Here is a 15,905-nt window from a genome sequence, read left to right as displayed (position 1 = left end):
CTCACGCTGCGCGCGTGTCCTCCAGGATCAGATCCGCGCCTTTTTCGCCAACCATGATCGCAGGTGCGTTGGTGTTGCCGGACGTGACCGTCGGGAAAATAGAGGCATCAACGACCCGAAGCCCGTCGACGCCGTAAACCTTCAGACGCGTGTCGACGACATTCTCCTCCGGCGACGGCCCCATGCGGCAGGTGCTGACGGGGTGAAAGACGGTGGAACAGCGGCTGCGCACGTCCGCCAGCATGTCCTCATCGGTCTGGACACTCGGGCCGGGGGTGATTTCCTCGTCGATGACCGATTGCATGGCAGGGCATTCGGCGATCTTGCGCATCAACTTGCTGCCTTCGATCATTTCGGTGAGATCGCGGTTGGTGCTGAGCGAATTGGGGTGGATCTCAGGCATGTCGAACGGGTCGGCCGAGCGCAGGCAGATGTGGCCGCGGCTGGTCGGCCTCGTCGGCTGAAAGCCGAGCAGGAAACCCGGGAACGGGTCCGGGTTCATGAGCGGGCGCTGGCCTTTGGGGGCCTTGGTGTAGCTGACGGGCGAAAAATACAGCTGGATGTTCGGCCGTTCACAATCCGGATTGCTTCTGACGAAGCCGCCGGCCTGGTTGACGCTGAGCGACAGCGGGCCGCTACGGGTCAGGACATAACGGATCCCCTGGGCAAGCTTGCCCCACCACGGGTAAAGCTGCTGGTTCAGCGTCGGCACCCTGGACCTATAGAGGTAATCGAGGCCGAGATGGTCCTGCAGGTTCTTGCCAACGGCCGGCCTGTGCACGGAGGGGGTGATACCCTTGGCCTGCAGCTCCGCACCATCGCCGATGCCGGACAGCATCAGGATCTGCGGCGAGTTGACGGCGCCGGCACTCAGGATCACCTCCCGGCGGGCCTTGACGGTGTGTTCGGTTCCACCCCGGCTGTAGACAACACCGGTGGCCCGTCCGTTCTCAAGGATCAGGCGAGTGGTGTGTGCCCTGGTCAGGATGGAAACGTTCTGCCGTCTTCTCGCGCGGGAAAGATAGGCGCGGGCCGTCGACATGCGGAACCCGCTTTTCGCGGTTATCTGGTAGAGGCCAACCCCTTCCTGGGTCTTGCCGTTGAAATCCGGATTGCGGCTGAAACCGGCCTCTTCGCTGGCGGCCAGGAAGTTTTCGCAAAGCGGATGGACGTCCTTGTCCATGGAAGAGACATAAAGCGGGCCATCGCCGCCGCGATAGTCGTCCGCGCCGTTGCAGTTTGTTTCCGAGCGCTTGAAATAGGGCAGAACGTCCTGCCAGCCCCAGCCTGTGTTGCCAAGGGCCTTCCAGTCCTCGAAATCCGCGTGCTGGCCGCGGATATAGACCATGGCATTGATCGAGCTGGAGCCGCCCAGCACCTTGCCGCGCGGCCAGTAGCCCGAACGGTCGTTCAGGCCGGGGTCCGCTTCGGTGTGGTACATCCAGTTGATGTTCCGGTTATAGAACGCCTTGCCATAGCCGATCGGCATCCAGATCCAGAAATTGAGATCCGAGCCCCCGGCCTCCAGCAGGCAGACCGTGTATTTGCCGTCTTCCGACAGCCGGTCGGCAAGCACCGAGCCTGCCGAGCCCGCGCCGACGATGACAAAGTCGAACTCCGTCATGAATGCTCCTATTGAGAGGTCTTGTCGCGCTGGATGGCGATGGACAGCAGCGCCAGCAGTCCGGACCCGACCATGAGCACGAAGGAGACGGCATTGAGAACCGGCGTGGAGCCGACCTTTGCCATCCGGTCATACATGGTGATCGTCAGCGGTGCTTCCGAGCCGACAAGAAAAAGCGTGGTGTTGAAGTTTTCGAAAGAGACCAGAAAGGCAACGATGCCCGCAGCAATCATCGCCGGTCGCAGGAACGGCAGCGTCACGGTGCGCAACACGCGCACCCGGCTCGCCCCCAGATTGAAGGCGGCTTCTTCCATGGTGGCGTCGAATTTCTTCAGCCGGGCGGTGATCACCAGCGAGGTGATGGTCGTGATGAAGGAAAACTGCCCGAACACAACAAGCAGCAGCCCCGGCCTCAGGAACTCAAGCTCCAGGTCGAACCTGTTTTCCATGTAGTTGGCGGTGTCGCTGGCCAGCACGAGGATGGAGATACCGAGAATAACCCCCGGGATCACCAGCGGCACCACCATCAGAATGTAGAAGAAGTTCTTGCCCGGAAACTCGCCGCGCACGAACAGGAATGCGTTGGTCGTGCCGACAAAGACGGAGAGCGCGGCAACGAAGATCGCGATGACGAAGGAATAATAGAGGCCCTGCAACAAGCGCCGATCGTGGAACATGCCGAGTTTTGGCTCGGTATCGCTGAAGAACCAGTCCAGCGTGAAGCCCTGCCACGGCAGCGCCGGGAACAGGCTGTCGTTGAAGGCAAACGCTCCGGCCGAGATCAGCGGTGCTGCCAGGAAGATGAAGAAGGCAACGACATAAAGACGGTAGCCCATCAGGAACGGAGAGGATTTCTTTTGCGCAAGCATCGTCTGTCCTCCTCAGCTCTTGGCCACGGTGTTGGCGAGGGTCTGGCCGGACAGTTTCAGGCCGAGCCAGATCACGACAGAGGTGAACAGCAGAAGCAGCATGCCGAAGGCCGCGCCGCCCTCCCAATTGAACCGGGTGATGAACTGATTGTAGATCTGTTCGGTGAACCAGCTCGAGTTCTTGCCGCCGAGAAGGATCGGCGTCAGGTAGGAGCCTGCCGTCAGCATGAAGGTGACGATGCAGCCGGCCACGATGCCCGGCATCGCGTAGGGAATGATGATCCGGCGCAAGACGGTGAAACCGTTGCCACCCAGATTATACCCGGCCTCGATCATGGAATTGTCCATGCCGTCGAGCGTGGAAACCAGCGGTACGATCATGAACAGGATCACGGTGTAGACGAGACCGATGATGACCGCGATGTCGTTGTAGAGAAACTCGACAGGCTCGCCGATCAGGCCGGTCCACAGCAGGAAGTTTGAAATCACTCCGGTTTCACGCAGGAGCAAAATCCAGCCGAAGGAACGGATCAGGTCGCTGACCCAGAGCGGGATCAGGCAGAGCAGGAACAGCCCACCCCTGGCACGCGGCCCCGCGATCTTGGCAATGTAATAGGCAATCGGAAAGCCGATCAGCAGGGCCAGGGCGGTGACCAGCAGCGACATGGAGCCGGTGCGAAGTAGGGTGTTCCAGTAGATCGGCTCGTTGATGAAATCCAGATAGTTGGCGAAGCTGTATTCATAAACGCGTGGGGCCACCTTCTCGCGGAACGACAGCAGCACCATGCCGATGTGCGGCAGGATGATCAGAAGCAGGATCCAGAGCGCAAAGGGCGAGAACAGCAGGATCAGGGAAAGCCGTTTGATGTCCTTGTTCTGCATCATGCGCTCCCCGGGCAGGCAAAGCACATGGCCTGGCGCGACGACCAGACCAGGCGAACGTCCTCGCCGGGTTTCAGATCGTTGTTGCCGGTCACCGTGACATCGGATTCGATCAGCTCGCCGCTGCCTGTGCGCACCAGCACGCGGCTGTTGGCACCGTTGAACAGCAGGCTGTCGATGACACCGCTCATCTGGTTGTCGCCCTCTGCCAGCGCTTGATCGGCTTCTGACGCGCGCACCGTGCGGATGAATTCCGGCCGCACGAAAATCTCGACCTTGTCGCCATCACGAATGGTCTGACCCGCGCCGGCGCTGAAGCTCATCGAAAGGCCCTGGTCCGTCTCCACCTTGCCGCCTGTGCCGTCCGCGGATTTCACCGTGCCCGACCAGCGGTTGCTGTCGCCGACAAAGCCGGCGACGAAGGCGGTCTTGGGATGGTGGTAGAGATCCTGCGGCGTGCCGATCTGTTCGAACAGGCCCTGGTTCATGATGGCGACATTGTCGGACATCACTAGCGCTTCCGACTGGTCGTGGGTGATGTAGATAAAGGTCGTGTTGAACTGGTGCTGCAGTAGTTTCAATTCGATCTTCATCGCTTCGCGCAGCTTCAGGTCGAGCGCGCCGAGCGGTTCATCGAGCAAGAGCACATCCGGGTCGAGCACCATGCAGCGGGCAATGGCAATGCGCTGCTTCTGGCCGCCGGACAACTGGTGGATTTCGCGTTCGCCGACGTCGGGCAGGGCGATCCGCTCCAGCACGTCCTGAACCTTGCGCTTGATGTCGGCATTGTTCACGCCTGCACACCTGAGGCCATAGGCGATGTTCTCGTAGACGTTCATCATCGGGAACAGCGCCAGATGCTGGAACACCATCTTGACGTTGCGCCGGTTGGGCGGCACGCCGAGCACCGACTTGCCCTTGATCTTGATGTCGCCGGAGGTCGGTTCCTCAAAGCCTGCGATCATGCGCATCAGGGTCGTCTTGCCACAGCCCGAAGGGCCGAGAATGGAGAAGAACGAACCACTGGGGATCTCGAAGGAGACGCCTTTGACGGCACGAAATCCGCCAAAGCTCTTGGCAAGGTCGAGACATTCAAGATCGTAGGCGTGAGAGGTAGGTTTCATGAATGCGGGCCAACTGGAAAGGGGTCGGGGTTTGGAGCACCGGGCGGTCCCGGCTGCTTCTCTCCGGTGTTTTGATTGTTTCGAAAGGCAAGGGCTGCCGGAAGGGTTCTGGAACGGTTCCGGCAGCCCTGAGCCTGATCAGCCGCCGGTGGCTGCCTTGATCTTCTCAAGGGTCTTGCCTTCCATGTCTTCCACGCCGGGAGGAATGTTGGCAAAGAACTTGAGATTGTCGATATCGGCCGCGGTGAAGGCCGCGTTGACGGCTGCCTTCTTGTCTTCCGGCAGCAGGTCGGTGCCACCCTTGACCGCGGCAATCGCGCCGGTGCTGCCGGACATGATGGTCACGTTTTCCGGCCGCAGAACGAAGTTGATCCACTTGTAGGCGGCATCATCCGCCTTGCCCTTGCGCGGCAGGGCAAAGGTGTCGATCCAGGCAAGTGCGCCTTCCTTCGGCGGAACGAAGACGATGTTCTGGTTCTGGTCATAGAGCTTGTAGGCGGTGGAATCCCAGGTCTCGGAGGCCACGATTTCGCCTGACAGCATCATGGCAGACAGGTCGTCGCCACCCTTCCAGTAGGCCTTGATGTTGTCCTTGCACTCGATCAGCTTGTCGGCGACCTTGTCCAGGATGCCCTGGTATTTCTCGAGGTCCGAATAGGCCGCGAACGGGTCTTCCCCCATCGAGAAGGCCGTGCCGAGCAGGATCGTGCGCTTCAGGCGCATCGAGGTCTTGCCCTTGTAGGCCGGGTCGCAAAGATCGGCCCAGCTTGAAAGATCCGGAGCCTTGGTCTTGTCGGCCATCAGCCCGGACGTGCCCCACTGGTGGGGAACCGCATAGACTTCACCCTCGATCGTCGTGTTCGCCTTCACGCCTTCCAGCAGCTTGGCTTCCATGACGCTGGTATCGATCTTGGAAAGGTCCATCGGCTTGTAGATGTCATATTCCAGCTGGGCCGCGTAGATGCGGTCATGGCTCGGCTGGGCCAGGTCGAAGCCCGCACCGCCGGTGGCGCGCAGCTTGGCAATCATTTCCTCGTTGTTGGAGAAGGTGACTTCAACGTCGATGTCCGGATATTCTTCTTCAAATTTTTGGACCAGTTCGTCGGGGGCGTAGGACCCCCAGGTCAACAGGCGCAGGGTCTCTGCCTGGGCAGAGCCGGCACCCGCAAGCATGGTTGCGGCCAACAGGCCGGTTAGTGTTGTTTTCAAATGCATGACGTCCTCCTGAATGCACTTAGCGTACTAACCAGGAAAAAGCCTAGGTTGGAATTGGCCTGCCAAATATATCCATTGCAGATAATTTAGCAGTCCAATTGGCAAGGGAGGTACTTTAGCTGGCGCAGCAATCCGGCAGGATTTTCCTGAGAACCTTCATGCCTTTGCGGATGTCGTCCTGCCCGGAGCTGCCAAAGCCGAGCACGATGCCGCGCTGCGGTATCTGTCCAAGGGCGTAACGGGAGAGCGGTGCGGTGGTGATGCCGTGTTTCGCCGCTTCACTCACGATCCTGTCGTCGTCATATCTGTCCGACACGAGGCCAACCGCATGAAAGCCGCTGCTGGTCGGCTGAAGGTCGATCTCTCCTGCAAGGCTCTCAGCCTCTGCCATCAGGGTGTCGTGGCGGTGTTTGTAGAGCTGGCGCATGGTGCGGATATGCGTTGCGAACATGCCCTCATCCATGAATTCGGCAACAATCGCCTGTGTGACGGTCGGCACACCTGCAAGCCAGGTCAGGCAGACACGTTCAAAACTTTCCACCAGACCTTCCGGCACCAGCACGAAGCCGAGCCTGAGGGCCGGAAACAGGGATTTCGAGAACGTGCCGATATAAATCACCCGGCCATGGGTATCGATGCTCTTGAGGGTCGGCGGCGGCTGGTCGCCGAAGTAGAACTCGCCGTCATAGTCGTCCTCGACGATCATGGCGTCGGCTTCATTGGCGGCCTTCAGAAGCGCCAGGCGCCGGGAAAGGCTCATGACGTGCCCCAGCGGCTGCTGGTGGGACGGGGTGACGAAGGCGAGCCGGAAATAGGGTGCCTTGGCAAGCCCGTCCTCGACACAGAGCCCTTCCTCATCAACGGCAACCGGAATTGGCCTCGCACCAATGGCGACGAAAGCGTTGCGCGCGCCGATGGCGCCCGGGTTTTCGAACCAGATCGGTTCACCCGGATTGACCAGCATGCCGCCGACCAGGGAAAAGGCGCGCTGGGCGCCATTGGTGATGAAAATCTGTTCCGGATCGCACTTGATGCCGCGGGACGCATTGAGCTGGCGGGCAATGGCCCGGCGCAGCGGCATATAGCCGAAGGGTTCGCCATAGCCGGCAATGTGGTCGCGGTCCTTGCGCCAATGCCGTGCGGAGAGCTTCGCCCATTGCGCCATCGGAAAGGCGTCGAGCGCCGGCAGGGCGGTAACAAAGGCCTGCGATTTGTGCGGCAGACGCGAGCGCAGGGTGAAGTCCGGTATCGCATGCCGGGTGGCGTGGGACAGGCGCGGCACGACAGGGGTGATGTCGCTGGCCTCCGGCGACGGCTTCGGCGCAAGCCTTGCGTTCAGAGCCTCGCTGACGAAGGTTCCGGCACCGACCCGTGCCTCCAGCAGGCCTTCTGCAATCAGGCGGTCGATGGCATCGATCACCGTCGTTCGGGAAACGCCGATCTCCTGCGCCAGAGTGCGTGTTGCCGGCATCCGGTCGCCCGGGGTCAAGGCGCCTGTCAGCAGCAGGTCGCGCAGGGCCATGTAGAGCTGGATCGAAATTTTCTTTTCGGCTGTCTTGTCGATCTTGATCGACGAGAGCACAGCGCCGGCATGGCGTTTCATCGCATTCTCCCAAATTGGTATGAGAGATTGCGCAAAACGGACCTTCTATCAAGTCCAATTTTGGATAAGGGTCGGGACTTGAGCCAACACTTATCCATCGGGACCGTCCGTTCGAGGACCTGATAAGACAATGAAAATACAATCAATAGAAACATTTACAAACGAGTTTGTCTGCTTTGTCCGCGCGACCGCCGAAAACGGCGCGACCGGATGGGGGCAGGTTGCGCCCTACTACGCGGATATCACAGCCGAAGTCGTCCATCGTCAGGTGGCGCCTTACGCGCTGGGCGAAGATGCTTTCGGCATCGAGCATCTGATGGACATCATTCCGGAGCGGGAACACAAGTTTCCCGGGTCCTATCTGCGCCGGGCGATGTGCGGTCTGGACACCGCGCTGTTTGACCTGCGCGGCAAGATGGAAGGAAAACCGGTCTGTGAACTGCTGGGCGGAACGCCGGGCAAGGTGCGGGCCTACGGGTCGTCCATGAAACGCGACATCACGCCGAAGGACGAAGCAGAGCGGCTGAAGAAACAGCAGGACCTTTTTGGTTTTGATGCCTTCAAGTTCCGGATCGGCGCGGAATGCGGCCGAGACCAGGACGAATGGCCGGGGCGGACGGAAGAAATCGTGCCGACCATGCGCAAGGCCTTTGATGACGATACGGCGCTGCTGGTCGACGCAAACTCATGCTATTCACCGGCAAAAGCCATCGAGATCGGCCGGTTCCTGGAAGCCAACGGCATTTCCCACTACGAGGAGCCCTGCCCCTATTGGCATTACGACCAGACCAAGCAGGTGACGGATGCGCTGGACATCGACGTGACAGGCGGCGAACAGGACTGCTCGCTGGTGGACTGGCAGCGCATGATCGATGACCGGGTCGTCGATATCATTCAGCCGGACGTCTGTTATCTCGGCGGCATGGTCCGCACCATGAAGGTGGCGCAGATGGCGCATGAAGCAGGCATCCCCTGCACGCCGCATGCTGCCAACCTGTCGCTGGTGACGCTGTTCACCATGCATCTGCTGCGGGCGATCCCGAATGCAGGCAAGTATCTCGAATTTTCCATCGAGGAAGCAGACTATTATCCGTGGCAGTATGGCCTGTTCACCTCCTCTCCGTTCGAGATTTCAGAAGGCCATGCAACGGTAACCGATGCGCCGGGCTGGGGTGTCGAGATCAACCCGGAATGGCTGGCCAAATCCACCTACAAGATCAGCTCCCTGGAAGGCTAACGATGCCCGCAGCAAGTGAACTCATCGCCGAATACCAGGCAACGGGCACGCTGAAGGCGTTGCCGCTCGGTCATTTCATCGACGGCCGCTTCACCCAGCCGTCTCATAACCGCACGATGGATAGTTTCGATCCGGGCCGAGGTGAGGCCTTCGCCCGCTTTACCGCCGGAACTGCCGAGGATGTCGATCAGGCGGTCCAATCGTCAAGGATTGCCTTCGAGACGGTCTGGCGCGACATGGCGCCGGTGGAACGATCCCGCATTTTGCTGAAAGCCTCCCGCCTGATCCTGGAAAATCTCGATTTTCTGGCCGTTGCCGAAACGCTGGACAGCGGCAAGGCGCTTCAGGAAGCTGAGGGCGATGTGCGCGGCGCGGCCCGGGCGTTTGAATATTACGCAGGTGCCTGCGACAAGCTGCAGGGAGACAGTTTTCCGCTCGGCCCGAACTATGTCGGGTACACGGTTCACGAGCCGGTTGGCGTGACCGCCCAGATCATTCCGTGGAACTTTCCGATCTCAACGGCCGCACGCGGGTTTGCTCCCGCGCTGGCAGCAGGCTGCACCGTCGTGGCCAAGCCTGCCGAACAGACACCGTTTACGGCGCTGCTTCTGGCGAAGATCCTGCACGATGCCGGATTGCCGAACGGGGTTTGCAATGTCGTGACCGGCACTGGTGCTGAAACCGGGGCTCCGCTGACAGCCCATGCAGACGTCGATCACATCACCTTCACCGGATCGGTGCAGACGGGCAAGGCGGTGATGAAGGCGGCTGCGGACGAAATCACCCGGGTGGTGCTGGAACTCGGCGGCAAATCGCCGGTGGTGGTGCTCGGCGATTGCGACCGCGAACAGGCGCTGTCCGGTGTGCTCGGCGCGATTTACGAGAATGCCGGCCAGATCTGCTCGGCTGGATCCCGCCTTGTGATCGAGAAAAGCATCCACTTGGATTTTGTTGCAGAGCTGGTCAAACGCACCAAGGCCCTGAAGCTCGGGCATGGTCTCGGCAACCCGGATGTCGGCCCGGTCAATTCGGCGGAGCATCTTGCGAAGGTTGCCGGTTTTGTCGATCGAGCCAGGGCGCGGGGAGCCGATGTCGTGACGGGCGGTGCCATTGCAGCCGATCCGGAAAGCGGCAAGGGCTGGTTCTATCAGCCCACAATCGTCGACAGCGTTGCCGCGAATGACGAGCTGGCGCAGGAAGAAATCTTCGGGCCTGTTCTGACAGTGCAAGTGGCTGATGACGCAGATCATGCACTGGCGTTGGCCAATGACTGCCAGTACGGACTGGTCGCCGGCGTCTACACTTCGAATTTCGCAAAAGCCCACCAGCTCGCCCGCAAGATCGACGCCGGGCAGATCTACATCAACGAGTATTTTGCCGGTGGCATAGAGGTGCCGTTCGGCGGCAACAAGAAGTCCGGTTTCGGGCGCGAGAAAGGTCTGGAGGGGCTGAAGAGCTACTGCAAGACCAAGAGCATTGCCGCCAGGATCGGTTAGACAAAGGTCCGGATCAGATTGATCCGAACCGGCTCAAACATCCTGTTACCTCCCCTGAAAGGCCGGTTCGGTTCGCCGATCCGGCCTCTTTTTCTTCAGGAAACGGGTGCGGCAGCAGGTTCAGACTGGAAACTTGCGCAGCTTGAAAAACTCCCACAAAGACTTGTTCAGCGCATGGGTCTTCTGGATCGTCTCCCTGACCAGCGTGATTTCACGGGCGTTGATCGGGCTGGACTTGCCGTATTCAATCTTGTGTTTCTGGTCGCTGATGCGCATCAAGATGGTGGAGGCATTGCGGCCTTCGTTGTCGAACGAATAAATGCAGTGATTATATTTATTTTTTAATTTCAATATCTTGTGCATGTCCCGCGTCAGGTTCAGCACGCTTTCTCGCAGATCCGGCTTCTGGTCGTCCAGCTTGGCCAACCGCTCGACCAGATCAATCCTGGCGCGCGAGGTGTTGAGGGTCAGGAAGATGACCGTCGCAACTTCCTTGGTGACGCCGGCAAGCCCGGCGATCATGTGGATCAGCAGGCTTTCCGTGTTGGTCCATGTGTAGTTCAGGCGGCCCATGAGGGTCAGAAACGTCTGGAACTCATCCGCCACTGGTGACATTTCGGCGGCACTCATCTTCAGGCCTCAAGACTGGGGGAATGTTTTTCCGTCTGAATGAAAATCGCCGCGGCTTCCGTTCGGTTGGAAACGCCGAGCTTTGAAATGATGTGATGAATATGAAGCTTGATGGTGTGTTCCGACAAGGACAGCTTGCTGGCAATATTCTTGTTCTGGTAGCCCTCTGAAATAAGGTACAGAACTTCGGTTTCCCGCTTGGTCAGTTTGCTGAACTGGGTCCTGGTTCGCCCGCGTGGCTGGCGCAATTGCAAGGCGGGAGCGGCACCGGCAGGCCGTTCGAACCCCATGTATTTGATCGCATCGGCCGGCAGGTAGTGACCGCCGTTCAGCATGAGGCGGATGGCACCAAGCCACAGGTCGATCCGCAGGTTCATGGGCAAGACGCTCTTGATCAGACCTTCCTGGAAATAGTCGCTGATGATCGCGGGAAAGGAAAGATCGTCGTTGATCAACATGCAAAGGTTTGCCTCCGGAAAGTTTTTCCGCAGACACGCCACCGACTCCCTGCGTTCGGCGCTGAAACCTTCGTCGATCAGGAAAAGGCGTTTGGAAAATTCTCCCCGGCGTTCGGAGCGGTAAAGATCGATTTTCTGACTGATGCGGACAAAACGTCCATCGTCTATTTCTCGTTCAATTACGCCTTCCAGTTCCTTCGGAAACTTTTCGGACGCACCAACATAATAGATAGAACCCTTTTTTTCGTAATTTGTGGTAGCCATTACAGTCATCCCTACATACTAAGCTATAATTTAAACTGGTCCCTCTTTCACTTGCATTTGCCAGAAGCAGGGTCTGGGAGAATTGTGTTTTTTAAATAATGAGCCGGCTTATTCTGCCGTCGGCTTTCGCCTTCAGATTTGAAAATAATAAAAGTTCTTACTTTATTTATTCAGATCAGGGATAGACACGAGCCATGCGAGGCAAGTTTAAAATCAACATGCCGCCCAAAGCGCAGTATTAACAGTGATTTGTGCAATGTTTCCCCGATCTGAATTTCTCCTCACCCGGGGCTTGTATATATCAAGCTTACCCTAGGTTATATTAATAATTCGATTTAGTCGCGGCTTTCGAATTGATTTAAATAATTGAAAAATAGAGACTTTTCCGTCTCGCATGATTTATCTATCCCGCTAGACCCCAGCGGAAATGGTAAGGTTAATATTTAGCTAAGATTTCCGGCTTATTGAGTGTGGATTGTTCTGTCATTGTTTTATTCGGTCAGAAAGTCACCTGACTTCGGTATATTCCATGTTTTTGGAATGGATTTCCCGAAGTTGACTTGTGGCCGACGAGTAAATGGAGCAGCCTATCTCTATTGAGTAGGCTGATGTGGTTCGTTTTACCACTTTCCATTTGATTGGGAGTGGAGACGCTCCTTTTAAACCATGACAGTTCTATGCAAATCGATAGAAGACGATCTGCCGAGCTGTCCGATCTGAGGACAGAACCATGAGCGAATACGTTTGGCAAAAAAACGAGCTGAACATCGATAAGTCGTATCGTCCGGATTTCTCTCGTGAATACAATCACGAGGTAAATATCGACAACTCGAAGAGTTATGAGTGGGAATACTCTGACGACGACAACACCCAGGATGTAAACAATCAGGTGTTCAAGTATGTCGACAGTGATTTCAATCCCGTCATCAACGTTGATTTCGAAAACGGCCCTTCGGACGTCGACAACATTGACCTGGATTTGAGCGATCACGCCAGTGTCGGGGACATGCTGATTGCAAAAGGCGACATCAACTTCGATCCGGGCGACGACATCAATGTCGAAGACGTCCTGAACGACGCCTTGAACGGCGCTGGAAACGATACCGGCTTCGTCCTGAACAACAGCAACATGCTGGAAGACAATGACCAGGCCACGGATACCTACGTCGCCAACCAGTCTTCTTTCGCGCAGAACCTCACCGCAACCGGCGGCTCGGCCGTAGCGGATGATGGTCTGGCATTCGGCGGTTCTTCAATGACCGTGGATGCCCTTGATGACGCGACGGTGATTGGTGAAGTGATGGCAGCAGCCAATGCGGCCAACTCAACCGAGGCATTCGTCAACGAACTGGTGCAAGGCGCGAACATCCTCAACAACTCGGTCGATACATCGATCGTCGGTGGTGATCTCTACACCGACAGCGTTGGTGAAGACGACCTCTAAGATGTTCGCAAGGCGCGGCGGTTTCCTGTTTTCGAAAACCCGGCTGCGCCCGTCTCCAAGTCAGAATGCGGTGCGATCGTCAGCCTTATAGAGGCCTGGCTCACCGCCTTGAACAAGGACTTTAATCATGTCTGGTAAGCGTGGAACTCAATTCAATTACTCTGATTTCGATGCGGTCGATGAATCGAAGATCGTCAACATGGCCAAAGTCGACATGCACTTCGAAGAAGGCTTTGTCTATGACGACGACGATGTCGTGGACATCGACCTGGAAGATTGCGCTGAAGTTGACGAAATGCTCGTCAGCGTCAACGGCAGCATCGACTACTCTCCTGGTGATGACATCAGCGTTGAGGACATTCTGAACGAGGCCCTCAATGGTGGTGGCAACGATGCCGGTGTCGTACTCAACAACACCAACCAGCTCCAGGACAACGACTCGGCTCAGAACACGACGGCGGTCAACAGCGGTGGCTTCAACCAGACGCTGAAAGCCAAGGGTGGCGATTCCACGACCGATGACGGCATATCCGCCGGCGGTTCCAGCGGAACGGAAAGCCTCAGTGCTGAAATGAGCGCCTTTGGCGCCCATGCCGGCAACTGGTTCGGTCAGGCCGGGTTCCATGGAATGTCCCTCGACCTGGAAGGCAATCTGGAAATCGATGACCTCGGTTCCGGCAGCGTCCGTGTTATCGCCGATGACGATGCACTGGTTCAGGGTCTCAATGCTGCAGAAGCATCCGCTTCCAACGATACGTCGGCATTCACCAACACCTTGGTCCAGGGCGAGAACATCCTGAACAACTCCGTCGACATGACCATTGTCGGCGGCAACATGGACAGCCTCGTGACCGGGGAAGACCTCGGCTCCCTGAGCTGATGCCCTTCACACTCGAATTGATTTTCAATTCCTGACGACAGCAGGAGGCGCGGCGCCATTCGCTCCGCGCCTCCTGGATGCGGCTTCTCGGTTTTTAATTCGTGCGAGTTTGACTGCCAATAAGACCCATCACCCAGTTTTGGGGGCTGACATGTTTTTTTATGACGACCTTACGCGTGAAGCGATTTCGCATTTTGTAGGAAGCTTTTCGATGTCGCTCGAGGAGGCCCGGGCCCGCCTCGAATATCTGGAATTTCGCGCCGCCCAGCTGGCCGCGGAACAGGCCGAGGCGGCCGACACGATGGAGGCGCTCCTGACGGTCTGGCCGGACTACCGTCTGCTCGATCTCAACCCGGATATTCATTACGAATTCGATGGCTACCGCACCTACGACGACATCCCGGCCGCCCTGAATTTCCACGAGTGGGACGGCATCGGCATGCGGGCAAACCTGACCCTGCCACCGAATGAGGGGACCTATAATCCCTATACCATCGCACTGACAGGCGGCACGATCTTCATAACCTACCATCACCAGGTGCTTCCCAACAGTTTTGCGGTGCTGTCCCGGTCGGAAAACATGCTCGAGGACAACGACTATCTGTCCAATACCGGGCTCAATTATCGGTTCAATTCCGAAGCGCCTTCGCTCACAACTTTCTTCGATGCGTTGGAGGCCGCCGGAATTACCGGCAGGTTCGGTTTTTCGGAAGGCGACAATCCGGCAGGCGACCTGGGTGCAACTGTCGCCGCCTGGGCGGAAACGGCCAGGGCCATGCAGACAGCGGCTCCCGGCGTCGGCCAGCAGGTATTGGCAACCGGCGAGGAGACCAGCCAGCTTTATCAGAACGGTGTGGTCGTCGAGGAAGCTGCCCGTCTGGATGAGGTCATCAAACAGTTGAAGGGCCGCACGCCGGACGAGGACGGCGACGGGGAGCCGGAGGAACTGCTGGACGACGCCCCGCAGAATGCTTCAGGCCAAATCGCCTTGCTGGAGGAGACATCTGCAAGCTCCACGTCGCTGCAAATCAACGCAGGCAACAATACGCTGATCAACCAGGCCGTTGTCCTGGAGGTCTGGGGCAAGGCGGCGACAATCGCCGTTGCCGGCGACTATTACGATCTCGACATCATCAGTCAGACCAATGTTCTGGCGTCGCCGCATCTGGCGGGACTTGATGCCTTCGCGTCGGATCCGACGACCGGCAGCTACAACATCGCCTCGATCATGAACACCGCCGGGTCGGACCTGCCGATGGACGCCACGCCCGTCGGCAACCATGCCTTCTGGGACGTTACCTACCACGAAGGCGACATGACCTTCGTGAACTGGCTGACCCAGAAAAACTACGTGATCGATAATGACACCATCGTTTACCAGGAAGACAATTCCGGCACGATGATCTCGTCCGGCGGCAACGTTGTCACGAATGGCCTCAACCTGACGGAATTGAGCAACTTTTTCGATCTGATCCTGATCGGCGGAAATTATTATTCGGCCAATGTCATCAGCCAGACCAACATTCTGGTCAATTTCGACCAGATCATTTCCGAGGGAACTGACAGCGTGCCCTTGTCGGGGCCGGAAGGGCAGATCGACAATCTGCTCTGGAACGAGGCTTACATCGTTTCCAATTTCAACAGCACCATTGTCGATCTGGATCCACTGAGCACAAGCCTTCTGGCGAACGCCGGTGAAGACGATCTTGGCGGCGACTTCCTGTCAGGGATATACAGCGGGGCGGCCTCGCCCTTCAATCAGCTGAACGTGCTTTATGTCTCCGGCGACGTCTACGACATCAATTACCTCGAGCAGATCAATATCCTGGGCGACAGCGACAGCATTGCCACACTCGGGGTGGATGTCGGCAGCGAAGACACCAGCATCAACGGCGATTCGAACCTGCTGTACAACGCCGCGGTGATTCAGGAAGCCAGCGTGGACACCGTTGTTCGAGTCGGCGGCGAGACCTATTCGGAAGCTTTACTTTATCAGGCGGAAATCCTGACCGCAGATGTCTCGCAGCCCGAACAGGGCGGTGCGCTTCTGGCGTCCGAGGCCGTGGTCTTTCTGGCGGACGGCATGCTGACCGACACCGACAGCAACATTGAAACAGTCAATCTGAACCAGATGCCGGACGAGGTTTGTGTCGATCCGATGGCGACAATGGTTGCTTAG

General features: G+C 57.9%; 13 protein-coding genes. 5 read left to right on the top strand and 8 right to left on the bottom strand.

The window, feature by feature from the left end; translation table 11 throughout:
* Position 1: 1 nt before the first annotated feature.
* From V1T76_RS28300 to pdxR, 6 genes are all read right to left on the bottom strand, one after another.
* On the bottom strand, positions 2-1,624 hold the full coding sequence (locus tag V1T76_RS28300) for a GMC family oxidoreductase (protein WP_330564015.1): 1,623 nt from the start codon (positions 1,622-1,624) through the stop codon (positions 2-4).
* Between the two features lie 8 nt (positions 1,625-1,632).
* Positions 1,633-2,493 carry an ABC transporter permease gene (locus V1T76_RS28295; RefSeq protein ID WP_330564014.1) on the bottom strand — a complete coding sequence of 287 codons (861 nt, stop codon included), beginning with the start codon at positions 2,491-2,493 and terminating at the stop codon, positions 1,633-1,635.
* A gap of 12 nt (positions 2,494-2,505) precedes the next feature.
* Positions 2,506-3,378: an ABC transporter permease gene (locus tag V1T76_RS28290; RefSeq protein WP_330564013.1), complete on the bottom strand. Its 873-nt coding sequence runs from the start codon at positions 3,376-3,378 to the stop codon at positions 2,506-2,508.
* On the bottom strand, positions 3,375-4,499 hold the full coding sequence (locus V1T76_RS28285; protein WP_330564012.1) for an ABC transporter ATP-binding protein: 1,125 nt from the start codon (positions 4,497-4,499) through the stop codon (positions 3,375-3,377). Before V1T76_RS28285 ends, V1T76_RS28290 begins: the two co-directional genes overlap by 4 nt.
* 138 nt (positions 4,500-4,637) lie before the next feature.
* The gene (locus V1T76_RS28280; protein ID WP_006937073.1) at positions 4,638-5,714 is read right to left on the bottom strand and encodes an extracellular solute-binding protein; all 1,077 of its coding nucleotides are present in this window, start codon (positions 5,712-5,714) and stop codon (positions 4,638-4,640) included.
* Between the two features lie 115 nt (positions 5,715-5,829).
* Positions 5,830-7,317, bottom strand: a complete 1,488-nt coding sequence (gene pdxR, locus V1T76_RS28275) for a MocR-like pyridoxine biosynthesis transcription factor PdxR (protein ID WP_330564011.1) — start codon at positions 7,315-7,317, stop codon at positions 5,830-5,832.
* Between the two features lie 130 nt (positions 7,318-7,447).
* Here pdxR and V1T76_RS28270 point away from each other — a divergent pair, with 130 nt between their 5' ends.
* Together V1T76_RS28270 and V1T76_RS28265 are read left to right on the top strand one after the other, a co-directional pair.
* Positions 7,448-8,554 (top strand): mandelate racemase/muconate lactonizing enzyme family protein, encoded by a 1,107-nt coding sequence (locus tag V1T76_RS28270; protein WP_330564010.1) that lies wholly within the window; start codon positions 7,448-7,450, stop codon positions 8,552-8,554.
* Positions 8,555-8,556: 2 nt separating this feature from the next.
* Positions 8,557-10,050 (top strand): aldehyde dehydrogenase family protein, encoded by a 1,494-nt coding sequence (locus V1T76_RS28265; protein WP_330564009.1) that lies wholly within the window; start codon positions 8,557-8,559, stop codon positions 10,048-10,050.
* Positions 10,051-10,170: 120 nt separating this feature from the next.
* On the opposite strand, the gene V1T76_RS28260 is transcribed toward V1T76_RS28265, so the two are convergent.
* A complete protein-coding gene (locus V1T76_RS28260; protein WP_330564008.1) occupies positions 10,171-10,680 on the bottom strand; it encodes a hypothetical protein in 510 nt (169 codons plus the stop codon).
* A gap of 2 nt (positions 10,681-10,682) precedes the next feature.
* Positions 10,683-11,402: a helix-turn-helix transcriptional regulator gene (locus V1T76_RS28255; protein WP_330564007.1), complete on the bottom strand. Its 720-nt coding sequence runs from the start codon at positions 11,400-11,402 to the stop codon at positions 10,683-10,685.
* Between the two features lie 730 nt (positions 11,403-12,132).
* Here V1T76_RS28255 and V1T76_RS28250 point away from each other — a divergent pair.
* From V1T76_RS28250 to V1T76_RS28240, 3 genes are all read left to right on the top strand, one after another.
* Complete coding sequence (locus tag V1T76_RS28250; RefSeq protein ID WP_330564006.1) at positions 12,133-12,846, top strand: hypothetical protein; 714 nt, start codon at positions 12,133-12,135, stop codon at positions 12,844-12,846.
* Between the two features lie 127 nt (positions 12,847-12,973).
* A complete protein-coding gene (locus V1T76_RS28245; RefSeq protein WP_330564005.1) occupies positions 12,974-13,726 on the top strand; it encodes a hypothetical protein in 753 nt (250 codons plus the stop codon).
* Between the two features lie 211 nt (positions 13,727-13,937).
* A complete protein-coding gene (locus tag V1T76_RS28240) occupies positions 13,938-15,905 on the top strand; it encodes a hypothetical protein (protein WP_330564004.1) in 1,968 nt (655 codons plus the stop codon).

Source organism: Roseibium sp. FZY0029 (assembly GCF_036350355.1).
In the GTDB taxonomy this organism is placed as follows: Bacteria; Pseudomonadota; Alphaproteobacteria; order Rhizobiales; family Stappiaceae; genus Roseibium.
This window is presented reverse-complemented; position numbering and strand designations above follow the sequence as displayed.